This window comes from Frigidibacter albus (assembly GCF_009908165.1).
GTDB classification, from domain to species: Bacteria; Pseudomonadota; Alphaproteobacteria; order Rhodobacterales; family Rhodobacteraceae; genus Frigidibacter; species Frigidibacter albus.
On record NZ_JAAAUC010000007.1, the window covers coordinates 63,721 to 89,074 of the forward strand.

23 protein-coding genes are annotated in these 25,354 nt (G+C 69.1%); 12 read left to right on the top strand and 11 right to left on the bottom strand.

Translation table 11 applies throughout. The features are described 5' to 3' along the window. Positions 1–69 precede the first annotated feature (69 nt). Both GVY41_RS11955 and trpE read left to right on the top strand, forming a co-directional pair. Positions 70–1,932 carry a SurA N-terminal domain-containing protein gene (locus GVY41_RS11955; RefSeq protein ID WP_161346969.1) on the top strand — a complete coding sequence of 621 codons (1,863 nt, stop codon included), beginning with the start codon at positions 70–72 and terminating at the stop codon, positions 1,930–1,932. A 73-nt stretch (positions 1,933–2,005) separates the two neighbouring features. Further along, positions 2,006–3,517, top strand: a complete 1,512-nt coding sequence (gene trpE / locus GVY41_RS11960) for an anthranilate synthase component I (protein WP_161346967.1) — start codon at positions 2,006–2,008, stop codon at positions 3,515–3,517. Positions 3,518–3,600: 83 nt separating this feature from the next. Here the strand turns inward: trpE and GVY41_RS11965 are convergent, their stop codons facing one another. Further along, entirely contained in the window at positions 3,601–5,370 is a 1,770-nt protein-coding gene (locus GVY41_RS11965) for a divergent polysaccharide deacetylase family protein (protein ID WP_161346965.1), read from the bottom strand. A 247-nt stretch (positions 5,371–5,617) separates the two neighbouring features. Here GVY41_RS11965 and GVY41_RS11970 point away from each other — a divergent pair, with 247 nt between their 5' ends. From GVY41_RS11970 to lexA, 7 genes are all read left to right on the top strand, one after another. Further along, the gene (locus GVY41_RS11970; RefSeq protein WP_161346963.1) at positions 5,618–6,199 is read left to right on the top strand and encodes an anthranilate synthase component II; all 582 of its coding nucleotides are present in this window, start codon (positions 5,618–5,620) and stop codon (positions 6,197–6,199) included. Then, on the top strand, positions 6,196–7,212 hold the full coding sequence (trpD, locus tag GVY41_RS11975) for an anthranilate phosphoribosyltransferase (RefSeq protein ID WP_161346961.1): 1,017 nt from the start codon (positions 6,196–6,198) through the stop codon (positions 7,210–7,212). The genes GVY41_RS11970 and trpD overlap by 4 nt, the downstream gene beginning before the upstream one ends. Next, positions 7,209–7,874, top strand: a complete 666-nt coding sequence (locus GVY41_RS11980; protein ID WP_161346959.1) for a uracil-DNA glycosylase — start codon at positions 7,209–7,211, stop codon at positions 7,872–7,874. The genes trpD and GVY41_RS11980 overlap by 4 nt, the downstream gene beginning before the upstream one ends. Positions 7,875–8,221: 347 nt before the next feature. Beyond that, the gene (trpC, locus tag GVY41_RS11985) at positions 8,222–9,037 is read left to right on the top strand and encodes an indole-3-glycerol phosphate synthase TrpC (RefSeq protein ID WP_161346957.1); all 816 of its coding nucleotides are present in this window, start codon (positions 8,222–8,224) and stop codon (positions 9,035–9,037) included. Further along, complete coding sequence (gene moaC / locus GVY41_RS11990) at positions 9,034–9,510, top strand: cyclic pyranopterin monophosphate synthase MoaC (RefSeq protein ID WP_161346955.1); 477 nt, start codon at positions 9,034–9,036, stop codon at positions 9,508–9,510. Before trpC ends, moaC begins: the two co-directional genes overlap by 4 nt. Positions 9,511–9,518: 8 nt before the next feature. Continuing rightward, the gene (locus tag GVY41_RS11995) at positions 9,519–10,700 is read left to right on the top strand and encodes a molybdopterin molybdotransferase MoeA (RefSeq protein WP_161347115.1); all 1,182 of its coding nucleotides are present in this window, start codon (positions 9,519–9,521) and stop codon (positions 10,698–10,700) included. Positions 10,701–10,784: 84 nt separating this feature from the next. Further along, complete coding sequence (lexA, locus tag GVY41_RS12000) at positions 10,785–11,498, top strand: transcriptional repressor LexA (RefSeq protein WP_161346953.1); 714 nt, start codon at positions 10,785–10,787, stop codon at positions 11,496–11,498. A gap of 6 nt (positions 11,499–11,504) precedes the next feature. Here lexA and GVY41_RS12005 read toward each other — a convergent pair whose 3' ends face one another. After that, positions 11,505–12,614, bottom strand: coding sequence for a DUF6456 domain-containing protein (locus tag GVY41_RS12005; protein ID WP_161346951.1), 1,110 nt, complete (start codon positions 12,612–12,614; stop codon positions 11,505–11,507). A 222-nt stretch (positions 12,615–12,836) separates the two neighbouring features. On the opposite strand from GVY41_RS12005, the gene GVY41_RS12010 reads away from it, so the two are divergent. Continuing rightward, a complete protein-coding gene (locus GVY41_RS12010; protein ID WP_229726044.1) occupies positions 12,837–13,181 on the top strand; it encodes a DUF6477 family protein in 345 nt (114 codons plus the stop codon). Positions 13,182–13,255: 74 nt separating this feature from the next. On the opposite strand, the gene GVY41_RS12015 is transcribed toward GVY41_RS12010, so the two are convergent. Next, positions 13,256–14,797 (bottom strand): trimethylamine methyltransferase family protein, encoded by a 1,542-nt coding sequence (locus tag GVY41_RS12015; RefSeq protein WP_161346949.1) that lies wholly within the window; start codon positions 14,795–14,797, stop codon positions 13,256–13,258. 244 nt (positions 14,798–15,041) lie between these two features. On the opposite strand from GVY41_RS12015, the gene guaA reads away from it, so the two are divergent. Further along, positions 15,042–16,598: a glutamine-hydrolyzing GMP synthase gene (guaA, locus tag GVY41_RS12020; protein ID WP_161346947.1), complete on the top strand. Its 1,557-nt coding sequence runs from the start codon at positions 15,042–15,044 to the stop codon at positions 16,596–16,598. 102 nt (positions 16,599–16,700) lie between these two features. Next, positions 16,701–17,615 (top strand): bifunctional helix-turn-helix transcriptional regulator/GNAT family N-acetyltransferase, encoded by a 915-nt coding sequence (locus GVY41_RS12025; protein ID WP_161346945.1) that lies wholly within the window; start codon positions 16,701–16,703, stop codon positions 17,613–17,615. 3 nt (positions 17,616–17,618) lie between these two features. On the opposite strand, the gene GVY41_RS12030 is transcribed toward GVY41_RS12025, so the two are convergent. From GVY41_RS12030 to GVY41_RS12065, 8 genes are all read right to left on the bottom strand, one after another. Continuing rightward, positions 17,619–18,236, bottom strand: a complete 618-nt coding sequence (locus tag GVY41_RS12030) for a TetR/AcrR family transcriptional regulator (protein WP_161346943.1) — start codon at positions 18,234–18,236, stop codon at positions 17,619–17,621. Continuing rightward, positions 18,236–19,168: a polyphosphate kinase 2 gene (ppk2, locus tag GVY41_RS12035; RefSeq protein ID WP_161346941.1), complete on the bottom strand. Its 933-nt coding sequence runs from the start codon at positions 19,166–19,168 to the stop codon at positions 18,236–18,238. The genes GVY41_RS12030 and ppk2 overlap by 1 nt, the downstream gene beginning before the upstream one ends. Positions 19,169–19,257: 89 nt before the next feature. Then, positions 19,258–20,196 (bottom strand): alpha/beta fold hydrolase, encoded by a 939-nt coding sequence (locus GVY41_RS12040; RefSeq protein WP_161346939.1) that lies wholly within the window; start codon positions 20,194–20,196, stop codon positions 19,258–19,260. 1 nt (position 20,197) lies between these two features. After that, positions 20,198–21,133, bottom strand: coding sequence for a homoserine O-succinyltransferase (locus tag GVY41_RS12045; RefSeq protein WP_161346937.1), 936 nt, complete (start codon positions 21,131–21,133; stop codon positions 20,198–20,200). Positions 21,134–21,198: 65 nt separating this feature from the next. Beyond that, on the bottom strand, positions 21,199–22,062 hold the full coding sequence (locus GVY41_RS12050) for an ATPase (protein ID WP_161346935.1): 864 nt from the start codon (positions 22,060–22,062) through the stop codon (positions 21,199–21,201). 30 nt (positions 22,063–22,092) lie between these two features. Next, positions 22,093–23,013, bottom strand: a complete 921-nt coding sequence (locus GVY41_RS12055) for a DMT family transporter (protein ID WP_161346934.1) — start codon at positions 23,011–23,013, stop codon at positions 22,093–22,095. Positions 23,014–23,136: 123 nt separating this feature from the next. Next, positions 23,137–24,273 carry an outer membrane protein transport protein gene (locus GVY41_RS12060; protein WP_161346932.1) on the bottom strand — a complete coding sequence of 379 codons (1,137 nt, stop codon included), beginning with the start codon at positions 24,271–24,273 and terminating at the stop codon, positions 23,137–23,139. A 144-nt stretch (positions 24,274–24,417) separates the two neighbouring features. Further along, positions 24,418–25,353, bottom strand: a complete 936-nt coding sequence (locus GVY41_RS12065; RefSeq protein WP_161346930.1) for a DMT family transporter — start codon at positions 25,351–25,353, stop codon at positions 24,418–24,420. Between the last annotated feature and the right edge of the window lies 1 nt (position 25,354).

Genomic DNA, 25,354 nt, shown 5'->3' on the forward strand with positions numbered 1-25,354 from the left:
GAGCCTTGCCCCGGAACGGCCGAACCCGTAAACAGCCCGGAACGGTTGGATAATGTGCAGGGGATGGGCATGGCAAAGGGACTTCGGCGCAAGGGTGCCAACACCGTCGTCTGGCTGCTGATGGCCATGCTGATCCTGGGCCTTGGCGGCTTTGGGGTGACGAGCTTCGGCGGCGCGACGCAGAGCGTGGCCACGGTCGGGGACCGCGAGGTGGACGTCAACGATTACGCCCGCGCCCTGCGCGCTGAGGTGGATGCGCTGTCGGCACAGTTCGGCCAGCCGATCAGCCTTGCGCAGGCCCAGGCCTTCGGCCTTGACCAGGGCGTGCGCGCCCGGCTGATCGCCGGGGCGGCGATGGATGTCGAAGCGGACCGGATCGGGCTGTCGGCCGGCGACGGGCAGGTGCGCGACCAGATCATCGGCGCCAGCACCTTCCGCGGCATCGACGGCCAGTTCGACCGCGAGCTGTATACGCTGGCGCTGCGCCAGCAGGGCCTGACCGAAACCGAATTCGAAGCCGAATTGCGCGACGAGGCGGCGCGGGTGCTGCTGCAGGGCGCGGTGGCGGGCGGGATCGCCGCGCCGGCGGCCTATGTCGAGGCGATTGCCACCTGGGCCGGCGAGGCGCGCGGCTTTGACCATGTGGTGCTGACGGCGGATCTGCTGACCGAGCCGGTCCCGGAGCCGACCGATGACCAGCTTGTCGCCTTCCACGCCGGGAACCCTGCCCCCTTCACCGCGCCCGAGACCCGCGTGCTGTCCTATGCCTGGCTCTCGCCCGAGGCGATGCTGGACGAGGTGCCCATGGACGAGGCGGCACTGCGCGCGGAATACGACGCACGGATTGCGGAATTCGTGCAGCCGGAGCGGCGGATGGTGGAGCAGCTGGTGTTCGGGACCGAGGAAGAGGCGGCGACCGCCAAGGCGCGGATCGATGCGGGCGATGTCAGCTTTGAACAGCTGGTCAACGAACGCGGCCTGGCCCTGCAGGATGTAGACCTGGGCGAGGTGACGCAAGCCGAGCTTGGCGCTGCGGGCGAAGGTGTGTTCGCGCTGGAGGCCACCGGCGTTGTCGGGCCGCTGCCATCCGATCTGGGCCCGGCGCTTTATGCGATGAACGCGATCCTGCTGGCGCAGGAGGTCAGCTTCGAGGAGGCGCAGGACAGCCTGTCCGAAGAGGTGGCGCTGGACCGCGCCCGCCGGATGATCGCCGACCGCGCGCAGGAGCTTGATGACCTCTTGGCTGGCGGTGCCACGCTGCAGGAGCTGGCAGCCGAGGCGGGGATGGAGTTTGGCACGGTCGAGGTGACCGCCGAGGGCGGCGAGGGACTTGCCGCCTATATCGAGGTCCGCGAGGTCGCGCTGGCCGCAACCCCGGATGACTTCCCCGAACTGCATGAGATGGAAGATGGCGGCGTCTTCGCGCTGCAGCTTGACGAGGTGCGCGAGCCGACGCTGCGGCCACTGGCCGAGGTGCGTGAGCAGGCGACGGCGCTGTGGATCGAGGCCGAAACCTCCAGCCGCCTGCTGACCGAGGCCGAGGCGCTCGCCGCCGCGCCCGACCTTGCCGCCGCGGCCGCCGACCGCGGGCTGGAGGTGACGGACGTTGCCCCGATCACCCGCGACGGCTTTGTCGAGGGGCTGCCCGAGGGCGGCGTCGAGGCGGTGTTCGAGATGGCCGAGGGCGAGACCCGCGCCTTGGCGGGCGACGGCACCGACGGTGCCTCGGCCCATGTGGTGCGGCTGACTTCCGTCGCACTGCCGGCCGCCGAGGACGAGGCCGCAGCGCAGATGCGCACCGCGCTCGACACCCAGGCGCGCCAGGGCATCGCGCAGGACGCGCTGGAGCTGTTCACCCGCGCCATCGAGGACGAGGCCGGCGTGACGCTGAACCAGTCCGCGATCAACGCCGTCCACGCCCAGATGCCGTAACGGCAGGGCCGGGCGCGCCCGGCCTGCTTCCCCAGACCCAAGGCCGTTCATCGGCAATCCAAGGACAAGTCCCGTGGCCCTGACCCCTTCCTTCGCCGAATTCGAAGCCGGATATGATGCGGGGAAGAACCAGCTGGTCTGGACACGTCTGGCCGCCGATCTCGATACGCCGGTCTCGCTGATGCTGAAACTGGCCGAGGCCGGGCCGCTGTCCTTCATGCTGGAAAGCGTGACCGGGGGCGAGGTGCGCGGGCGCTACTCCGTCGTGGGCATGAAGCCCGACCTGATCTGGGAATGCCGCGGCACGCAGGCCCGCATCAACCGGCAGGCGCGCTTCGATGCCGCCGGGTTCGAGGATCAGGAGGGCCACCCGCTCGACCTGCTGCGCGCGCTGCTGGCCGAGATCCATATCGACATGCCGGCCGGACTGCCGCCGATTGCCGCCGGCCTGTTCGGCTATCTCGGCTATGACATGATCCGTCTGGTCGAGCATCTGCCGAACATCAACCCCGACCCGATCGGCGTGCCCGATGCGATGCTGCTGCGCCCTTCGGTGGTGGCGGTGCTGGACGGGGTCAAGGGCGAGGTGACGGTGCTGGCGCCGGCCTGGGCCAGTTCGGGCCTTTCGGCCCGCGCCGCCTATGCGCAGGCGGCCGAGCGGGTGATGGACGCGGTGCGCGACCTCGACCGCCAGCCGGCCAGCGACAGCCGCAGCCTTGGCGAGGCGACGGTGGTGGGCGCGCCGGTGTCGAACTTCACCAAGGACGGCTACAAGGCCGCGGTCGAGAAGGCGAAGGACTACATCCGCGCCGGCGACATCTTTCAGGTGGTTCCCAGCCAGCGCTGGACCCAGGACTTTCCGCTGCCGCCCTTCGCGCTCTACCGGAGCCTGCGCCGCACCAACCCCTCGCCCTTCATGTTCTTCCTGAACATGGGCGGCTTCCAGATCATCGGCGCGAGCCCCGAGATCCTGGTGCGGCTGCGCGACGGCGAGGTGACGGTGCGCCCGATTGCTGGCACGCGGCCGCGCGGCGCGACGCCGGAAGAGGACCGCGCGCTGGAGGCGGATCTGCTGTCGGACCCGAAGGAACTGGCCGAGCATCTGATGCTGCTCGACCTCGGGCGCAACGATGTCGGCCGGGTGGCGAAGATCGGCACCGTGCATCCGACCGAGAAATTCGTGATCGAGCGCTATTCGCACGTGATGCACATCGTGTCGAACGTCGTCGGCCAGATCGCGGAGGGCGAGGACGCGCTGTCGGCGCTGCTGGCGGGCCTGCCGGCGGGCACCGTGTCGGGCGCGCCCAAGGTCCGGGCGATGGAGATCATCGACGAGCTGGAGCCGGAAAAGCGCGGCGTCTATGGCGGCGGCGCGGGCTATTTCTCGGCCAGTGGCGAGATGGACATGTGCATCGCCCTGCGCACCGCGGTGCTGAAGGACGGCAAGCTCTACGTGCAGTCGGGCGGCGGCGTCGTCTATGACAGCGCCCCCGAGGCGGAATGGCTGGAGACGGTGAACAAGAGCCGGGCGCTGATGCGTGCGGCCGAGGATGCCGGGGTGTTCGTGCGGCGCGGGAACGGCTGAGGAAGCGCCCTTGGCCGGCGCCGGGGGTTTCACACCCCCGGACCCCCGTGGGATATTTGCGCCAGCAAGAAGCCTGACAGGGCTTAGAAGTCCCGCATCAGCACCGCAGAGAGCGGGGCCAGGGTGACGGCGCGGCTTTGGCTGACGGCCCAGTCGAGGATCGCGGCCAACGTCTCGGGCCTTGTACTGGCGGTCACCACCACCGCGCCGCTGCGGGTCGCCTCGAAGGCGGCGCGGTCGAGGTAGCGGCCGATGACGGGGGCGGTTTCCTGTTCGGCATCGAGGCGGCGGAACACCTGCGCCTGCGGCACCGAGGCGGCCGCGGCCAGCTGCGCGGCGGGATTGAGGCCGATATCCCAGGTCAGCAGGCCATGCCCCTCCTCGCCCGCCAGCAGCATCAGCTGCTCGGCCAGACGGCGGTCGTTCTGCAGGCGCGCGGCGGGCGCGTCGAGCACCGCCACGGCCTCGGGCAGCGTCTGCATGAAGGCCTGCCAGGAGACTTCCAGATCCGACGGCGTTGCGCCGCGCGGCAGGCCAGCGAGGATCGCCACCTCCTGCCCCGCGGCGCGGTGGGCGCGGGCCGCCTCGGCGGCGCCGGGGGCGGCAGGGTCGAGCGCGATGGTCACCGGGAAGGGCAGATCGGCCAGCAGATCCGCGGCGATGGCGGGGCCAGCATTGGGGCCGGAGCGGTCGTCGATCAGCACGATGGCCAGCAGCGGCGCCTCGGGGGCGGCGGTGAAGGCAGCCGCATGGGCGGCGAGGGCCGGAAGCGCCTCGGGGGCAAGCTCGGCGGGCGGCTCGGCGCCCGGCAGCGGGCCGGGAAGCACGGCATCGCCGATCTTGGGCAGCTGGTTGACCCTGATGCCCGTCGCCTGGCGGAAACCGGGCTCCGGGGCGGGTCGAGGCAGGGTGCGGGCGGGTTCGGCCGGTTCAGGCTGGGGCGCCGGATCGGCTTCGGCAATGGCCTCGGGCGCCGGCTCTGTCGCAGCGGCGTCGGGAGCGGACTCACGCGCCGGCGTCACCGGCAGCGCAGGTTCGGCGCCGCGCTGCGGGAGCGGCTGGACGAGGCCGGGAGCGCTGGCCTCGGGGCGCGGTGCGGTCGGGGCCGCGGCGATGGCGCCGGAGGTTTCGGGCGGGCTCGCAGGCGCCATCGGCGCGGCCGGGGCGGCGCTGGCCGAGGGTTGCGGCGCGGACGCGGCATCGAGACCGGCGCTGGTGGGGACGTCCGGGGCCGCCGCGGCGGGGCGCGGTGCCGGGGTGGCGGACGGCGCGGCTTCCGTGGCGGGGAGCGCCGGGGAGACGTCGGGCGCCTCGCGGGCGAACTCGCTGCCATAGGGAGTGGGGATCAGGCTGGCGACGGGGGCGGAGGCTTCGGCGGCGGAGGGGCGGGCATCGTCGGCGGCTGCCGTGGACTCGCTTGCGACCTCGGCGCCAGGCTCGGATGCCGGCTCGCCCGAAGCAGCCACGTCATCGTCACCTGGGGCGGGCGGTGCGGCACCGACCACGGCCGGGACCTGCGGGGCATCACCCGCGGGATCGACCGGCGCGGCCTGCACAGGCGCCTCCCCCACCCCGCCCGGCGCCTGCGGCGCGGCGGCGAGGCCCGGCGGCAGGTCCGGCGCGGCGGGCATCGGTTCGGGCAGCGCAGGGCCGTCTTCGGCGGCCTGCGGCGCGGCAAGGGTCGGGGCGAGGTCGGGGGAGACCTCGGGCGCGGCGGGGGCCAGGGCAGCGGGCTCCGCCTCCGCCATCTCCCCCTGCGGCGCGGGCGCGGCGAGCGACAGCACCACCAGCAGCAGCGCCGAGGCGAGCATGCCCCAGATCGCCCCGAATATCACGCCCCTGCCCAGACCCATGCCTGCCCCCTTACCAGCCCCGCTGCACCACGCGGCGCCGGGATCTTGCCATTCCTGCGGCCCCGGGGGGCCGATTGTCTGCCGCATTCTGCGTCCGTCGCCGCAAGCTGCGCAAGCCCTCGCCGCGGCAGCCAGCAGCCAAGCGCCCTTGACCCCGGCGGCCCCGCGGGGGCATCTATAGCCGGACCCGCCGCAAGGTGCATCCCCCTTGCCCACCAGACCCCGACCCCAGACGAAAGCGCGCCCGATGCTTCTGCTCATCGACAACTATGACAGCTTTACCTACAACCTCGTGCATTATCTGGGCGAGCTTGGTGCCGAGGTTCTGGTGCGCCGCAATGACGCGCTCGACGTGCAGCAGGCGATGGCGCTGAACCCCTCGGCGATCGTGCTGAGCCCCGGCCCCTGCGATCCGGCGCAGGCGGGGATCTGCCTGGCGCTGACCGCCGCTGCCGCCGAAACCCGCACGCCGCTGCTGGGGGTCTGCCTCGGGCACCAGACCATTGGCGAGGCGTTCGGCGGCAAGGTGATCCGCGCCCCGCAGATCGTGCATGGCAAGATGGGCACCGTGATCCATGAGGGCAAAGGCGTGTTCCGCGGCCTGCCCTCGCCCTTCCAGGCCACGCGCTATCACTCGCTGATGGTGGAGCGGAGCAGCCTGCCGGGCTGCCTCGAGATCACCGCCGAGGTCGAGGATGGCACGATCATGGGCCTGCGCCACCGCGAACTGCCGATCGAGGGCGTGCAGTTCCACCCCGAGAGCATCGCCAGCGAGCATGGCCACCAGATCCTGCGCAACTTCCTTGACCTTGCGGCGGTGCCGGCATGAGCGACCGGCTGAAGCCGATGCTGGGGCCCGCCTGCGACCGCCCGCTGACCGAGGCCGAGGCGACGACGGCCTTCGAGGCGCTGTTCGAGGGTGAGGCGACCCCGGCGCAGATCGGCGGCTTCCTGCTGGCGCTGCGCAGCCGCGGCGAGACGGTGGCCGAGATCACCGCCGCCGCCCGCGTCATGCGCAGCAAATGCGTGGCGGTGACGGCGCCCGCGGGGGCAATGGACATCGTCGGCACGGGGGGCGATGGCAAGGGCACGCTGAACATCTCGACCGCGACCGCCTTCGTGGTGGCGGGGGCCGGGGTACCGGTGGCCAAGCATGGCAACCGGAACCTCTCGTCCAAATCGGGGGCGGCGGATGCGCTGTCGGCCATGGGCATCAATGTGATGGTCGGGCCGGAGGTGGTGGAACGGGCGCTGACCGAATGCGGCATCGGCTTCATGATGGCGCCGATGCACCATCCCGCGATGCGCCATGTGATGGGTCCGCGCACCGAGATCGGCACCCGCACCGTGTTCAACCTGCTGGGGCCCCTGACCAATCCGGCGGGGGTGAAGCGCCAGCTGACCGGCGCCTTCTCGCGCGATTGGATCCGGCCGATGGCCGAGGTTCTGGGCGCGCTTGGCTCCGACCGGGCCTGGCTGGTGCATGGCGGCGATGGCACCGATGAGCTGTCGATCTGCGGCGTCAGCTGGGTCGCGGCGCTGGAGGACGGCGCGGTGAGCGAGTTCGAGCTGCACCCCGAGGAGGCCGGCCTGCCGGTGCATCCGTTCGAGGCGATCCTCGGCGGGATGCCGGCAGAGAATGCGGTGGCGTTCCGGGCGCTGCTTGCGGGCGCGCCGGGGGCTTACCGCGATGCCGTGCTGCTGAACGCCGCCGCGGCGCTGGTGGTGGCAGAGCGGGCTGTGAGCCTCAAGGAGGGCGTGGAGCTGGCGGTGGAGAGCATCGACAGCGGTGCCGCTGCCGCACGCGTGGCGGCGCTGGCGGCCTTGTCGCCGCTGGCATGAGCGCTCCGGCAGAGGTGGTCGCGGCGGGCTGGGGCCATCTGCCGTTCTTCGCGCGGGACTGGCCGGGGATTGCCGCACGGCTGGCCTCTGAGCCGGGGCCGGTGCTGCCGCCCGAGGCGCAGCGGTTTGCCGCGCTGGCGCTGACGCCGGTGGAGGCGGTGCGGGTGGTGATCCTCGGGCAAGACCCCTACCCCACGCCCGGCCATGCCAACGGCCTCGCCTTCTCGGTTGCACCGGGGGTGGCGCTGCCGCGCTCGCTGGCGAATATCTACCGCGAGATGGAAGGCGATATCGGCGCGCGCCCGGCGGATGGCGACCTGTCGCATTGGGCGCGGCAAGGGGTGCTGCTGCTGAACACGGCCCTGAGCGTGCCCGCCGGGGCGGCCGGGGCCCATGCGAAGTGGGGCTGGGACCGGCTGGCGGCCGAGGTACTGGCGGAGGTGTCGGCGCGGCGGCGGGCGGCCTTCCTGCTCTGGGGGGCCCATGCGCAGAAGGTGGGGGCGGCGATTGTGGCTCCGCCTGCGGGCGCGCATCTGCGGATCGAGACGGCGCATCCCTCGCCCCTCTCTGCGCGGCGGGGGTTCTTCGGGTCGCGCCCGTTCAGCCGCGTGAATGCTTGGCTGGCGGCGCAGGGGGAGGTGCCGGTGGACTGGGCGGGGTGAAAGGCCGCGCCGAGTTCCGTGGCGTTCCTTCCGTTCCTTCCCTTGCCTTCCTTCCCTTGCCCGGAATCAAGGCGCCTTGGCGCCGCCGGGCAGCGCCCGCCTCCCGGCCCGGCCACGGGCCGGGCGTTCTTCGCGGAAATCCTCCACTGGAGGATTTCTTGTCGCTCATCACCCCCCTCGGGCGGGCGCTTTGCAACGTCAGCCCCTAGAAATCCTGGGGGGTATGTTGAACCATAAAGCGCCTAGGATTAGCGTTGCTCGCCCACCCGGCGGACAGGCGCAGCCCTCTGACAGTGGCTTGGCAAGCGCGACTTCCCAAGCCCTCCCCACCCGGCTATGAAAGCCCCATGGATATTCTCGACAAGATCAAGCGCTACAAGCTGGATGAAATCGCCGCCGCCAAGGCGGCCCGTCCCCTTGCCGGAGTCGAGGAGGCCGCCCGCGCCGCGGACCCGCCGCGCGGCTTCGCGGCGGCGCTCGCTGCAGCCTCGGTCACCGGCTATGGCCTGATCGCCGAGATCAAGAAGGCCAGCCCCTCCAAGGGCCTGATCCGCGCCGATTTCGACCCGGCCTCGCTGGCGCGTGCCTATGCGGCGGGCGGGGCGACCTGCCTTTCGGTGCTGACCGACAGCCCCTCCTTCCAGGGCGCGCCGGAGTTCCTGACCGCCGCCCGCACCGCCTGCGAGCTGCCCTGCCTGCGCAAGGATTTCCTCTATGACACCTATCAGGTCGTCGAGGCTCGGGCCTGGGGCGGCGATTGCATCTTGATCATCATGGCCAGCGTGTCCGACATGCAGGCCGCCGAGCTGGAAGCCGCCGCGCAGGGCTGGGGCATGGATGTGCTGATCGAGGTGCATGACGAGGCAGAGCTGGACCGCGCGCTGGCGCTGCAATCCCCGCTGATCGGCGTCAACAACCGCAACCTCAAGACCTTCGAGGTGACGCTCGACACCACCCGCCGCCTTGCGCCGCGCCTGCCTGCCGACCGGCGGCTGGTCTGCGAAAGCGGGCTCTTCACCCCCGCCGATCTGGCGGAAATGGCCGAGGTCGGGGCGCGCAGCTTCCTCATCGGCGAAAGCCTGATGCGGCAGGCGGATGTGACGGCGGCAACCCGCGCGATCCTTGCCGCGCCGGTCCCGACACTGGCAGAGCCGCGGCCATGACCCTCACGCATTTCGATGCCGAGGGCCGGGCGCATATGGTCGATGTCTCGGACAAGGCGGTGACGGACCGGGTCGCGGTGGCAACCGGCTGCGTGGTGATGGCGCCCGAGACGCTGGCGCTGGTGACCGCAGGCACTGCCAAGAAGGGCGACGTGCTGGGGGTCGCACGGCTGGCGGGGATCATGGCCGCCAAGAAGACCGCCGACCTGATCCCGCTCTGCCATCCGTTGCCGATCACGAAGGTCGCGGTGGAGTTGGAGGCGGACGAGGCCCTCCCCGGCATCCGCATAACCGCCACCGTCAAGACCACCGGCCAGACCGGGGTGGAGATGGAGGCGCTGACGGCAGTGTCGGTCGCGGCGCTGACGGTCTACGACATGCTCAAGGCCGCCGAAAAATCCATGCGGATCGAAGGGTTGCGGGTCGTCCTTAAAGCAGGCGGCAAGTCCGGCACCTACGAGGCCGCCCCGTGATCACCCCCATGATCTCTGTCGCCGAAGCGCTCGCCCGGGTGCTGGCACTCGCGCCGCAGGCGGTGCCAGAGCAGGTCGCCCTGCGCGCCGCGGCCGGCCGGGTGCTGCTGTATCCGGCGCTGGCGCAGCGCGACCAGCCGCCCTTTGCCGCCTCGGCGATGGACGGCTACGCGATCCGCGAGGCCGACCATGTCCCCGGCGCGGTGCTGGCCGTGGCCGGCGAGGCCGGCGCGGGGCATGGCTTTGCGGGCAGCCTCGCACCCGGCACTGCCGTGCGGATCTTCACCGGCGCGCCGGTGCCTGCGGGCGCGGAACGCGTGGTGCTGCAGGAGGACGTCAGCCGCGATGGGGGCCGCATCACCCTCGGCGACAAGCTGGAAGCGCAGACCCATATCCGCCCGCAGGGCGCCGATTTCCGGGCGGGCGACGCCCTCGAAGCCCCGCGCCGCCTGCGTCCGGTGGAGCTGGCGCTGCTGGCCAGCATGAACCTGCCCGAAGTCTCGGTGGCGCGGCGGCCCGAGGTGGCGATCCTCGCCACCGGGGATGAGCTGGTGATGCCGGGCGAAGACCCCGGCCCCGACCAGATCATCGCCTCGAACAGCTTCGCGCTGGCAGCGATGGCCGAGGCCGCGGGCGCCAGGGTGCGGATGCTGCCCATCGCGCGCGACAGCGAGGCGAGCCTGCAGCAGGGATTCGCGCTGGCGGAGGGGGCGGATGTGATCGTCACCATTGGCGGCGCCTCGGTCGGGGACCATGATCTGGTGGGCAAGGTCGCGGCCGACCTGGGGATGGAGCGGGCCTTCTGGAAGATCGCCATGCGCCCCGGCAAGCCGCTGATGGCGGGCCGCTTGGGCGGCGCGGTGATGCTGGGGCTGCCGGGGAACCCGGTGTCGTCAATCGTCTGCGCGCATCTGTTCCTGCTGCCGCTGCTGGCGGCGATGCAGGGGCTGCCGGGGGTGGTGGCGACGCGGCGCGCGGTGCTGGCCGAGGATCTGCCGGCCAACGGCCCCCGCGCCCATTACATGCGGTCGCGGCTGGAGGCGGGCGATGGCCTGCCCCGGATCACGCCCTTTGCCAGCCAGGACAGCTCGCGCCTGCGGCTGCTGACCGAGGCCGTGGCGCTGCTGGTGCGGCCCGCCGAGGACGGGCCGCGAAAGGCGGGCGACGTGGCCCAGTACATCACGCTCTGATCCGCCGAAACCGTTGACACAAAACGGGAACGCGGTTAGAACATTCGGGAAACGGGCCTGGCCCGGAACCGCGGGGGATAGGCGATGCTGACGCGCAAGCAACTGGAACTGCTGGATTTCATCCAGAAACGGATGGACCATGACGGCGTTCCGCCCTCGTTCGACGAAATGAAGGAAGCGCTGGACCTGCGCTCCAAATCCGGCATCCACCGGCTGATCACGGCGCTGGAGGAGCGGGGCTTCATCCGCCGCCTTGCCCATCGCGCCCGCGCCATCGAGATCGTGAAACTGCCCGAGGCGATGGAGCGCAGCCGCGCCGCCGCCGCGGCGGAGCCCCCCGCCTTCACCCCCCGCGTGATCGACGGCGACCGCGTGGACGCGCCCGCCGGGGCGATGGCGGTTGCGGTATTGCATTCGATAGAAGTGCCGGTGATGGGCCGCATCGCCGCCGGTGTGCCAATTGAAGCCATCTCCGAGGTGTCGCACCATATCGCCGTTCCGGGCTCGATGCTCTCGGGCCGCGGCCAGCATTACGCGCTCGAGGTGAAGGGCGATTCGATGATCGAGGCCGGGATCAACGACGGCGACATCGTGGTGATCCGCGAACAGTCCACCGCCGAGAATGGCGATATCGTGGTGGCGCTGGTCGAGGGCGCCGAGGCGACGCTGAAGCGCTTCCGCCGCAAGGGTGGGATGATCGCGCTGGAAGCGGCGAACCCCGCCTATGAAACGCGGATGCTGCCCGACCATGCGGTGAAGGTGCAGGGCCGTCTGGTCGGGCTGATCCGCAGCTATTAAGCGAGTTTAGCCGATCAGCGGCGAGGCCCCGCCATAGGTCTCGTCATAATGCCGCTTCAGCCGCATCAGCGCGATCCGCAGGACGATCTTGCCTGACCGGGCCGACCAGCCCATCCGGCGCTCTGCCGTCTCCAGCCCCTCCAGATAGCAGCAGCAGCGCAGCGCCATGTCACCAAGGCCGGGGCCGAGGTCGCGCAGCGCCGCCGCCACCCGGTCGCGCGCCCGTCGCGGGCCCTCGGCCGGGCCACCCTCGGGCTGAAAGCTGCCGCGGTCGCCGCTGGTCAGGAAGCGGTCCCAGTTCTGCGCCACACGCGGCCCCATCTGCGCCAGTTCGAAATCCTCGCGCAGCCGCTCGGCAGCCGCCACCAGATCCGGCGTCAGGAACGGCTGGCCATCCTTCTCTCGCCGCCGGGCCAGCACCGCCAGCGGGCTTTCGGCAAGGTTGACCCGCAGCCGCCGCGGCTCGCCTCCCGACTCCGTCACCGAGCGTTCAGCCCAGACCCGGTGCTGGTCGGCAAAGGGCTGCGGATCGAACCCCGCCTGCGCCTCGGCGAACCCGCCCGCCTCCTCCGCCAGCATCCGCTTCAGCGCCGCCCGCCCCGCCGCCGTGATCTCATAGATCGCGACGCGGCCCTGCTGGCGGGCGCAGGCGATCCAGTCCTTCAGCGCAAAAGCCTGCGCCGCGGTGCGGTCGGTCACAGCGATGCGCACTGCACCCTTCAGCACCGCCGCCTTCTCCATGTCGGGCGCGACCGCCAGGATCGCCCCCGGCTCGCACAGCCGGCGCAGCACCCGCCGCGCCTCGCGCAGAACGGTCTGCTCTTCGGATGCGGCGAGGGGGGAACGGATCGGGGCGCTCATCGGCGGGGTCTCCTTGACTGGGACAGGTTGGTGCGGGATGGGATGGCCGAGCCGCGACAGCGCCTCGTCCACCAAGGGGTCATCGCGGCGGTTCTCGATGCGCCGCACCCGGCGCAGGATCGTCGAGGCATGGCAGCCCTCGGCCCGCGCGATCTCGCGGATCGACTGGCCGCACTCGATATGCCGCAGATAGAGCCGCGCGCCATTTGGCAGCCAGGCGGGCATCGCCGAAGCGAGCTCCACGGTCATGGTCATGGTTTTCCCCCGTATCTGCTGCGGCTGCAACGCCGCAGGTCGTGAACGATTTCAACCGTGGGTTGCAATGGTTACCGGTTCGTTAATCTCCACAGGTCACAGCCATAATTGTTTCCAAAACATGAACACCAACCAAAACCAGCGAACGGGGACAGTGCAATTTCCGCAACGCCCCAGCAGGCTGCTGCATGGTCCCCCATCACCTTCAGAAAGGGACCAGACATGACCGGTGCAGCCATCCCCCCCGCCACTGACGCGACCACCCCCACCGCCCACCCGCTCGCCCTGCTGGTCACCGGGCTGCGCCGCCCGGCCCTGCTGATTCGCGCGGCGCGCGCAGGACTGGTGGAATACAACCGCAACCGCGACCTCAAGCGCTTGATGCGGCTGCCGCATCCGCCCGCGCCGGAACGGGCGCTGGATGCGCTGCTGACCGAGGAGGCGCTGCTGGAGGAGACGCGGAAGGCTGGCGATGGCCGCTATTCGGTGGCGCGGCATATCGAGGTGCTGATCGCGATGATGGCCGAGGTGCGGCTGCTGCCGCGCCCTGCCATCCCCGCCGCCTGAGCCAACTTCAGAACAGAATGCGAAAGGGCGCCCGCTGCGGCGCCCCTTCCATCGTTTCTTATTGTGCAACAAATCTACAGGAAAGCGTCGGCCATCCCGGCCTTCTTCTGCGCGACATACGCGGCCAGCGCCTCTTCCACGGCCGGATCAATCGCCGGCTTCTGGTAATCCGCCAGCAGCTTCTTCACCCGCTCGGACGCCAGCGCCACGGTATCGCGCGCGCCCTCCTCCTCCCAGGTCTCGAAGGGTTTGTAGTCCAGCAGGTCGGTGCGCCAGAACGCGTCCTTGAAGTTCGCCTGCGTGTGTTCGCAGCCAAGATAATGCCCGCTCGGCCCCACCTCGCGGATCGCGTCCATCGCCTGTGCTTCCTCATCCATGCGCACCCCGGCGGCAAGGCGATGCAGGATCCCCAGCTGATCGGCATCCATCACGAACTTCTCGTAGCTGGACACCAGCCCCCCCTCCAGCCAGCCGCAGGCATGCAGCATGAAGTTCACGCCCGACAGCAGGCCCATGTTCAGGCTATTGGCCGATTCGTAGGCCGCCTGCGCGTCGGGCAGCTTCGATCCGCAGAACGCCCCGGCGCTGCGATAGGGCAGCCCCAGCCGCCGCGCCAATTGCCCGGCGCCATAGGTGATGTGGCTGGCCTCGGGGGTTCCGAAGGTCGGCGCGCCCGAGTTCATGTCGATGGAAGTCACGAACGCCCCGAAGATCACCGGCGCGCCCTTGCGCACCAGCTGGCTGTAGGCGACCCCGGCCAGCACCTCGGCCAGAACCTGCGTCAGCGTCCCCGCCACCGACACCGGCGCCATCGCCCCGCCGACGATGAAGGGCGAGATGATGCAGGCCTGATTTGCCTTCGCATAGACCTCCAGCGCGCCCATCATGATCCCGTCGAAGGTCATTGGCGAGTTGATGTTGATCAGGCTGGTCATCACCGTGTTCTGGTCGACGAACTCGGCGCCAAACAGGATCTTCGACATCTCGACCGAATCCGCCGCCCGGCTGGGCTCGGTGACAGAGCCCATGTAGGGCTTGTCGCTGAGCGTCATATGCGCGAACAGCATGTCCAGATGGCGCTTGTTCACCGGCACGTCGGTCGGCTCGCAGACGGTGCCGCCGGAATGGTGCAGCCATTTCGACATGTAGCCGAGTTTCACGAAGTTGTTGAAATCGGCCATCGTCGCATAGCGGCGACCGCCAGCCGCATCGCGCACGAAGGGCGGGCCATAGACCGGGGCCAGCACGAGGGACCGTCCGCCGATCTCCACCGTCCGCTCCGGGTTGCGCGCGTGCTGCACGATCCGGCCCGGCGCGGTGGCGCAGAGCTGCCGCGCGAGGCCCCGCGGGATCCGCACCCGTTCGCCCTGCACATCCGCGCCCGCCGCGCGCCACAGTTCCAGCGCGCCGGGATTCTCGACGAAATTCACCCCGATCTCGGCCAGCACCGTCTCGGCATTGCGCTCGATGATCTCCAGCGCCTCCTCGTTCAGGATCTCGAGATTAGGAATGTTGCGTTCGATGAACCGCGCGGTCTCGAAATGCACCGCGCTGCGCTCTGCCCGCCGCGCCGCGCCGCCACCGCCCCGCGCCCGCCGTCCTGCCTGTTCATTCATCGCACCAGTCCTCCATCACGGGCTTTGCCAACGGTTCTACTCCGATCCCGCGCCCTCCGGTGTCGGTTTCCGGCATCCGGCACCAAAAAACGACATGCCTGCTCCGCCCGCTTCCCCTTTGCCTTTTCCAAATATCCCCGGGGGGAGGCCGAAGGCCCGGGGGGCAGGCAGCCCCCGTCCGCGGCTGGCCAAAACACCGCGCGGGCCTCTTGCACGCCAGCGGGGAAGGCAATATTGCCCATCCATGACCCAGCATGATCGCCTCCTCATCATCGACTTCGGATCGCAAGTCACGCAGCTGATCGCCCGGCGCCTGCGCGAACTGAATGTCTATTGCGAAATCCATCCCTTCCAGAAGGTCACGGATGCCTTCCTGGCAGAGTTCGCGCCGCGCGCGGTGATCCTGTCGGGCGGGCCGGCCTCGGTCTTCGCGGAAGGCGCGCCGATGCCGCCTGCGGGCGTGTTCACCCTTGGCGTGCCGGTGCTTGGCATCTGCTACGGCCAGCAGGTGATGATGCATTGCCTAGGCGGCAAGGTGGAGCGTGGCCACAAGACCGCCGAATTCGGCCGCGCCTATGTGACGCCCGAGCCAGAGTCGCTGCCGCTGCTGGCGGGCTGGTTCGCGGAGGGGCGCGAGCAGGTGTGGATGAGCCATGGCGACCATGTCTCTGCCATCGCGCCGGGCTTCCGGGTGTTCGGCACCTCGCCCAACGCCCCCTTCGCCATCACCGCCGACCCGGACCGGCATTTCTACGCCGTGCAGTTCCACCCCGAGGTGCATCACACCCCCAAGGGCGCGAAACTCTACGAGAATTTCGTGCGTCTGGCCGGCTTCAAGGGCGACTGGACGATGGACGCCTACCGCGATGAGGCGATCCGCAAGATCCGGGAGCAGGTCGGCGACGCCAAGGTGATCTGCGGGTTGTCGGGCGGCGTCGATTCCTCGGTCGCGGCCGTGCTGATCCATGAGGCGATCGGCGACCAGCTGACCTGCGTCTTCGTCGACCATGGGCTGTTGCGGCTTGGCGAGGCGGAGCAGGTGCTTACCATGTTCCGCGACACCTACAACATCCCGCTGATCCATGCCGACGAGTCGGAGCTGTTCCTGGGCGAGCTAGAGGGGGTCAGCGACCCCGAGGTCAAGCGCAAGACCATCGGACGCCTCTTCATCGACGTGTTCCAGAAGCACGCGCATGAGGTGGGCGGGGCCAGGTTCCTGGCCCAGGGCACCCTTTACCCCGACGTGATCGAATCGGTCAGCTTCTCGGGCGGGCCCTCGGTCACCATCAAGTCGCACCACAATGTCGGCGGCCTGCCGGAAAAGATGGGGCTGAAGCTGGTCGAGCCGCTGCGCGAGCTGTTCAAGGACGAGGTCCGCGCTTTGGGCCGCGAGCTTGGCCTGCCCGAAAGCTTCATCGGCCGCCACCCCTTCCCCGGCCCCGGCCTTGCGATCCGCTGCCCCGGCGAGATCACCCGCGAAAAGCTGGAGATCCTGCGCCAGGCCGACGCGGTCTATATCGACCAGATCCGAAAGCATGGCCTCTACGATGAGATCTGGCAGGCTTTCGTTGCGATCCTGCCGGTCAAGACCGTCGGCGTGATGGGCGACGGGCGCACCTATGAATTTGCCTGCTCCTTGCGCGCCGTGACCTCGGTCGATGGCATGACGGCGGATTACTACCCTTTCACCCATGATTTCCTGGGCGAGACGGCAACGCGGATCATCAACGAGGTCCGCGGCATCAACCGGGTGATGTATGACATCACTTCGAAACCGCCGGGCACCATCGAAATGGAATGACCGCCCGCCGCTGCCCCCCGGGGCGGCGGTTGCCTGCGTAAATAATGTTGACTCAGTCATCATTTTACGATCTTGATTGTGTCAACATTCAGGAGCGGCAGCATGATCCCGGCAGACGACATCGACGCCCTGCGCGCCTTCAACCGCGTCTATACCAACCGGCTGGGGCTGCTCGACACCAAGCTCGACAACAGCCCCTTCACGCTCAGCGAGGCGCGGGTGCTGTATGAGCTTGCGAACCGGACCGACCTGACCGGGGCAGAGCTTGCGCGCACGCTGCGCATGGACCCGGGCCAGATCAGCCGCACGATCAAGCGTTTCGTTGCCCGCGATCTGGTCGCCGCGCGCGATGATCCTGCGCATGGCCGGCATCAGCTGCTGTCGCTGACCGATCAGGGGCGCAGCACCTATGCCGCGCTGGAGCAAAGCACCTGCACCGCCATGGGCGCGCTGCTGGAGACGCTGCCGCCCGTGCGCCGCGACAGCCTGCGCCACGCGGCCGAGACATTGACGCGAATTTTCACGGACACCGCGCCGCCGCAGCCGGTGCTGCGCGGGCTGCGGCCCGGGGATCTCGGCCTCGTCGCCTCGCGGCAGGCCATGCTCTATGCGCAGGAGTATGGCTGGACTGCCGAGTTCGAGGCACTGGCGGCGCGCATCCTGGCCGACTTCCACACCAATTTCGATCCGGCCTGCGAGGATGGGTGGATCGCCGAGATCGACGGGCAGATGGTCGGCTCCGTCTTCCTGGTGCGCGGCGAGGCGGGGGCGGGCAAGCTGCGGCTGCTCTATGTGGAGCCTGCCGCCCGCGGGCAGGGCATCGGCGATCTGCTGGTACGGACCTGCATCGAGCGGGCACGGGCGGCGGGCTACACAAGGCTCGACCTCTGGACCAACTCTGTGCTTGGCGCCGCGCGGCGGATCTATCAGCGCGCGGGCTTCGTGCTGCTGGAAGAGGTGCCGCATCACTCCTTCGGCCATGACCTGATCGGTGAAAGCTGGTCGCTGGCCCTCTAGACCTCAGGTATCGCCGGGCAGCAGCCCCAGCCCGCGCAGATAGATGCCGATGCCGGTTTCCAGCAGGTCCTCGGGCGGGAACGGGCCGCGGGCGCCGGGGGCGCCGCGGGCGTAAAGTTCCACCACGCCGTGGCTCATCGCCCAGATATGGGCCGAGACCATGCTGGCGGGCGGGCGCCGCCCCTCGGGCAGATGCTGGCTGAGCGCGGCGGCGGCCCGCGTCAACACTGCCTGCGCGCGGGCAGAGGCAGCCGCAAGTTCCGGCGTGGTACCGGGGGCGATACCGCTTTCGAACATCGCCATGTAATGCCCCGGAAACCGCCGCGCGAAGGCCAGATAGGCCCGCCCCGTCGCCTCGAAGGCGGCCAGCGACGAGGGTTTGCCGCCATTCCAGGCATGGTCCATCAGGTCGGCGAAGATGCCAAAACCCTGCCGCGCGCATTCGGCGATCAGGTCCTCGCGCCCGGCGAAGTGGCGATAGACCGCGGCGGGCGTCACCCCGGCCGTCTTTGCCGCCTCGGACAGGGTAAAGCCCTGCGGCCCCTGCGTCTCGATCAGAGTCAGCGCCGCCTCGACCAGGGCCTGCCGCAGATTGCCGTGATGGTAGCCCTGCTTGCCCATCAGCCGGCTTTGCCCTCGCGCCCCGAGGTACTGGTCGCCATGACCTCCGCCGGCATGATCTCGGGCCCGCCGCAGACCTTGCCATCGATGCTGCCGATGGCCTCCAGGTCCTTGCCCGGATAGTCCACCGCCAGCAGCAGCGTCTGGATCGCGGCGATGCGGGCGCGGTCCTTGTCGTCGGACAGCACCACCGTCCAGGGCGCGCCGGCCAGATGGCTCAGCGCCAGGGTCTCGGCGATGGCGGCGCAATAGGCGTCCCATTTCTTCAGGCCTTCCACGTCGATCCAGCTGAGCTTCCACTGCTTCAGCGGATCCTTGGCCCGGTCGAGGAAGCGGCGCAGCTGTTCGGCGCGGCTGACCTCCAGCCAGATCTTCACAAGGGTGATGCCCTCATCGACCAGCATCCGTTCGAAATGCGGCAGCTGCTGGAAGAACTGGCCGCGCTGGATCGGGGTGCAGAAGCCGAAGACCTGCTCGACCACGCCGCGGTTGTACCAGCTGCGGTCGAACAGCGCGATTTCCCCCGCGGCGGGCAGCCAGTCGACATAGCGCTGGAAATACCACTGCGTCGCCTCGCGCTCGTTCGGCTTCGGCAGGGCGACGATATAGGCGTTGCGGGGATTCAGGTTCTCACGCATCCGCTCGATGGTGCCGCCCTTGCCGGCGGCATCACGGCCCTCGAACAGCACGCAGACACGCCCGCCGCTGGCCTTGACCCCCGCCAGCATCTTCACCAGCTCGATCTGCAGCTTCTCCATCTGCGCGTCGTAATCCTTGCCGGACATCTCTTCAGCATAGGGATAGCTGCCGGACAGGATATCCTTCTTGCCCGCCTTCTCGATGGCGTGGCGCAGCTCCTTGGGCGCCTCATCACTGTAGAAGCTGAGGATATCGGCAACGAACGGGATCTCGGGGGTCTTGTCAGACGGCATCGGGCACCTCGAAGTTTCGCACCAGTATGGCGATTGGGGCGCGCGCCGCAATGGAAGGCGGACGGGCGGGTGTCCGTGGGCTTTCAGGATCAGCGCAGCCCGGCGCGGGCAGCGGCGCGGTCGATGACGGCCACCACCGCCTCGGGGTCGGCATGGTGCGGCATGTGGCCGACGCCCGGCAGCACCGTCAGCCGCGCCCCCGGCACCTCGCGCGACAGCGGGCGGGCGTGGATTTCAAGCCCCACGGTCGTGTCGGCATCGCCGTGCAGCACCTCGACCGGCAGGTCGATCACGGGGTATTGCCGGGATTGCACCGCAAGCTCATCGCTCAGCGTTGCCCTTTGCTGCGCGTTGGCCGCCAGCGTCTTGCGCGAGGCGGACATCAGCGGGCCGAAATACTCGGCATAACCCTCGGGCTCGGTTTGCGGGGCAAAGACGCTCTCGACCATGCCGCTGACGGTGCCCTCCGGCACCAGCGCGGTAATCGCGGGCACCGCGACGGCGCGGCCCACGGCGGAGGAGGTGACGCGGTAGAACAGCGACAGATCGCCGTCCCACGGATGCGAGGCGCCCGCCAGCGTCACGAGGCCCGCGGCATTCTGCGGCCGATGCACCGCCCAGGCCAACGCCACCGATCCGCCATAGCTGTGCCCCACCACCAGCGGCCGGTCGGCCCCCAGTTCCACCGCCAGATCGGCCAGCAGGTCCGCCTGCTGCCTGAGCGTGCCTCCGCCCGGCAGCGCGTCGGAATAGCCAAAGCCGGGACGGTCGGGCACGATCACGCGGTAGCGGTCGCTGAGCCGGCCCAGCAGGTCGAAGGTCATGTCCCGGCCAGAGCCGGAGGCGCCGTGGATCAGCACCAGATCCGGCCCCTGCCCCGCCACGACCACATGCAGCCGGGTGCCGCCCACGGTCACGAACTGCCCCTGCGGCGGGTTGGCGGCGCGCGTCGCCGCCTCACGCGAGGCGGCGCAGGCGGTCAGCCCGAAGCTGGCCAGCAATGCAAGGGCAGCGGCGACACGGCTCATCCTACGCGGAAACCGGCGTGCCGATATCCTCGATCCGGAACGGGGTGGTCTGGTAGATTTCGTTGATCCAGTTTCCATAAAGCAGATGTGCGTGGCTGCGCCACCGGTTCAAGGGTGGGCGCGCGGGATCGTTACCGGGATAGTAGTTCATCGGCACATTGATCGGCTTGTCCGCCGCGATGTCGCGGTCGTATTCCTCTTTCAGGGTGCCGGTGTCGTATTCGAAGTGGTTGAAGATATAGAGCGCGCGGTGACCCTCGTCCTGCACGAGGCAAGGGCCCACCTCATCCGACCCCAGCAGCGTCACCAGTCCCGGCGCAGCGTCGATCTCGGCCTGGCGCATCTCGGTCCAGCGGCTGACCGGGATCACGAAGTCATCGGAAAAGCCGCGCAGCAGCGGCGAGGCGGGCGCGAGGTTCTGGTGGCGGAAGCAGCCGAAGGCCTTGGCCGGCAGGATATGTTTCTTGACGCCGTGGAAATGCCAGATCATCGCCATCCCGCCCCAGCACACGCCAAAGGTGGAATGCACATGGGTCTGGGTCCAGGCAAAGACCCGGGCCAGCTCGTCCCAATAGGTGACGTCCTCGAACTCCAGATGCTCGATCGGCGCGCCGGTGATGATCAGCCCGTCGAACTTGTCGCCGCTGGCTTCCACCTCGGCAAAGGGGCGGTAGAACTCTTCCATATGCTCGGCGGCGGTGTTGCGCGTCTCGTGGTCGGTCATGCGGATCAGCGACAGGTCGATCTGCAACGGCGTCGCGCCGATCAGCCGGGCGAACTGGTTCTCGGTCTGGATCTTCTTGGGCATCAGGTTCAGCAGGCCGATGCGCAGCGGCCGGATATCCTGCATCGCCGCCCTGCCCGGCGACATGACCATGACGCCCTCTGCCGACAGGATGTCGAAGGCGGGAAGCGTCTCGGGCAGGGTGATGGGCATCATGCTCTCCTTCAGAGCTGGCGGAACAGGCAGAGGAGGTCAGATAAGCCGTGCGGGCCGCGCACTCAAGCCCTGCGATCCAGCGCCGTGGCCACCAGATCGGTGAAGTCCTCGGCGCTGCGCAGGCGGGCGACGTCTTCGGCGCGGACCTTCAGGCCCCAGTTCGTGGCCATCGCGGCATAGCGCGGCTGGCGATGGGCCAGCGCGCGGGCATAGGTCCAGCGCACGAAGGCATCGGGATCGACCGCACCCTCCTCGGCGCCGGTCTCGGCCAGATAGTCCGCCCAGGCGGCGTGCAGGAAGGCGGGCTGGTAATACATCGGCTTCGGCGCGCGGTCGAAACGGCGGACGAGTTCGGCGGTATGCGCGTCCGACCCCTCGATCCAGATCATCAGCGTGTCTTGCGCCAGCGCGGTCAGCACCGGGTCGGCGGGGTCATGCGGGTTCACCACCTCGCAGATGCTGCCGCCGGAATCGCAGACGAAATTCGGGTAACCGTAGATCCCTTGCGCGCGGCGGGCGAAATGGCCGGTGTCGAGCAAGGCCGCGATCTCGGCCAGTCGGTGCTGTTCCTGCCGCTGCATGTACTCGGCGAAGGGCAAGCCGCCCTTGGCCGGGTCGCCCGGCTTGCCGAGGTAGGTCGACAGCGGCGCCAGATTGTCGAAGGTGATGTTGGACGCGATATAGACGCTGTCGGTCATCAGCAGTTCGCGCAGCAGCGGAACCTTCATCGCCTCGCGCTTGAAGTTGTCGGCGATATGCTCGCCCATGTAGCGGGTGCCGATGCGGTAATCGACCGAGTAGTGGAACCAGTCGCCGCCCTCGCGCAGGAGGTTCGCAAGGTGGGTCTTGCCAAGGCCGGACATGCCGAACAGCAGCACCCGCTTGTCCGGGGCCGCCCGCCACTGTGCCGCATCCGCATAGATCATTGCCGCCCCCTGCCGCTTCGTCAGGGGGATTTAACCCTGCCCCGCCGCAGGGTCACGGCTTTTCTGCAGGGCCCGCCCGTCGATCACGATCAGCCCCAGGGCCAGCAGCGCGAAGCCCAGATAGGCGCGCAGCGGCAACGCCTCGTCGAACATCACCGCGCCAAGGACGATGGCGACGGGGGCGACCAGCAGCGTCACCAGGCTCAGGTTGCCCGCCCCCGCCATCTGCATCACCCGGTAATAGAGCACATAGGCCCCCGCCGTGGCGATCACCGCCAGATAGGCCAGCGCCCCCCAGGTGGCCGGCGCAAGGTCCAGCGGCGGCGCCCCCTCGACCAGCAGCGCGGCGGGCACCATCACCAGCGCGGCGGCGGTGAGCATCCCGGCGGCGGCAAGTTCCGGCGCCATGCCGCGGGTGGTGACGCGGCCGAAGGCGCCGGCAAAGGCATAGCTCAGCGCCGCCCCCAGCACCGCCAGCTGGCCCAGAGAGCCGGGATCGAACCGCGCCAGCGCGCCGATGCCGATGGCGACGGCCACCCCGGTGAAGCCCAGCAGAACCCCCGCGCCCTTGCGCAGCCCCAGCCGTTCATCCCGGAACACCGCCGCGGCGACCGCCACCCCCAGGATCGCGGTGGCGGCGTTGAGGATTCCCGCCAGACCCGAGTCGATGCGGGTCTGCCCCCAGACGATCAGCGTGAAGGGGATGGCGTTGTTCAGCAGGCCCATGCCCAGGAAGCCCGCCCAGACCCGTGCGCCCCGCGGCCGGGCGATGCCGCGCAGCGCCACCACGCCCCACATCAGCAGGGCGCCCACGCCGACGCGGAAGGCGACGGTGGTGAGCACCCCGACCTCGGCCAGCGCCAGCCGGTTCGACGGGAACGACCCGCCCCAGATCAGGGCAAGCGCGGCCATCAGCGCCCAGGCGAGCGGGGAGATCGTTGTCTGTTTCATGATGGGCGGACGCTAGGCCCCCACAGGCCGCTCCGCCACCCGGATCTTGTGCCAAATACAGTCGCGCAAATCCAAAAGGCCCCGCCGGGGCGGGGCCTTTCGTGATCTGCGCGGAATACCGCGTCAGAAGCTGTAGCCGACCCGCAGACCCAGGGCGACGCCCTCGTTGTCCTTGAACTTGGCGAAGGTGGTGCCCGGCGGAACCGGCGAGGGTGCCTCGGTTTCGGTATCGCCCAGCCAGATATAGCGCACGCCCCCGGTTATCTTCATCGGGCCGCGCGTATAGGTCGTGGCAAGCCCGACAGAGGTGGCGCCGTCGGTCGGGCCGAGGTTGCCCGAGAAGCCGCCGATCGCGTCCTCGTAGCTTGCGGTGACCGCCGCCGACCAGGTCTCGTTGAAGCGCCGGCCAAGGCCGATGCTGTAGGTGATCGTGTCGCCGTCATAGTCCACAAGATTGTCGCCCGCGCCCAGAACATAGAGCGGCGGCGCAATCTTGAACTCCGACCAGTCCACCCAGCGAACCGAGCCGAACAGCAGCGTATCGGCCGCGATCCCGGTCTGCGCCTCAAGGTGCAGCGATTGCGGGATGGTGGTGGTGAATTCGTTCTGCTGCGAGACCGGGATCACGACTCCCGGGGCGACCGTCACCAGCGCGGATTCGTTCGCGGTGAAGTCGTGGTCGATCGCCGAGTTGTAGGTCAGCGACACGCGCGCGGCGATCTCTGGCTTCTCCCAGGCGGCGCCGACGACATAGCCCCAGTCGGTCTCTTTCTTGGCTTCCATCTGGTAGCCGTTGAACAGCCCCACCTCACCCTCGGTCTGCACGGCCCGCACGCCGCCGATCACCGAGAAGGCTGGCGTCGCCTTGTAGCGCAACAGGGCCGTCAGGGCATGGCTGTCGATGGTCGCTGTGGACCCGGCATAGAAATAGCCCGTGCCCGTCCCATACTCGACATCGGCGCCGACCGGTTCATCCAGGATCAGCGCGAAGTCCAGCTTGTCGGTCAGGGCGGTCTTCACCGCCAGCGCCCAGGTTGTGTAATCCCCTGCCATGTCGCCGGACGAGCTGCCCGGAGGCGTCGTCAGCGCGATCTGCTGAACGCCGCTGACATTGGGCGACACCTCGCCGAGGCTGAACTCGATGTAATTACCCTGTTCGAACAGGATTGCGACAGATTGGGTCGAACGCTCGATACCACCGGCATAGGCGCCACCCGCAGTCAGAGCCGTGGCGCTGACCGTCATCAAGACACGTCTCATATTAGAACCTCATCCCTACGAGTTCAGTTGTAACGTTCACGTAACCGGCCCTTGCGTCAATCAATGACGTCACGTCGCGACATAGCTGCATTGCGATTTTTGCAACGCAGCAAGTTTCCCATATCTTTGCGGCGCCGCAGCATCTCAACCCACCACCGGCGGCACCGGCCGTCGCCCGGCCCGGGCATCGGCCGCAAGGTTGATCCAGTTCGCCCCGAAGATGATCGCGCCGCCGGCAAAGACCCAGATGTCCAGCGGTTCGCCATAGAGCGCCATGCCCACCACTCCGATCAGCGGCAGCCGCAGGAAGTCGATGGGCGTAACGATGGAGGCAGGCGCCAGTGACAGCGCCGTGGTCAGGCACCAATGCGCGCCAAGCCCCGACAGCCCGATCACCACCAGCGGCAGCCAGCTGGCCGGGGTGGGCCAGGTCATCTGCCCGTCCCACAGCGCAAAGACCAGCGCCAGCGCCAGCTGGATTGCGCACAGCCAGTGCAGGATGCCGAGCGTCGTCACCTTGCGCGTCAGCTGCTTTGTCACGATGGCCGAGCCCGCAAAGCCAAGCGCCGCGCCAAAGGCCGCAAGGATGCCGGGGCTGATCCCGCCCACGCCCCAGGGCCGCGCCACCAGCAAGATACCGGCAAAGCCGATGGCGGCGGTCAGCAGCTTGACCGGCATCAGCCGCTCTCCCAGCAGCAGCGGCGCGGCCAGCGCCACCATGATCGGATACGAGAACTCCACCGCGAACAGCTGCGCCAGCGGGATCAGCGTCAGCGCGTAAAGCCACAGGTTCTGCCCGGCGAAATGCGCGGTGTTGCGCAGAAGGTGCTGGCCCATGAAGCGCGGCGCCAGCTCATCCCGCCGCCGCAGCGCCAGCGCTATGGCATCGACGATGATCAGCCCCAGAAGCGAGCGCCACAGCATGATCTCGAAGGTATCAAGCTGCCCCTGCACCTCGCGCCCCGCAACGGCCATGGCCGAGAAGCCGAAGATCGCGCCCATCATCCACAGCGCCGCCAGCAGCGGGCGGTGCTGCGTTCCGCGCGCGGGCGCGGGGTGATTCACGTTTGTGGATGTCATT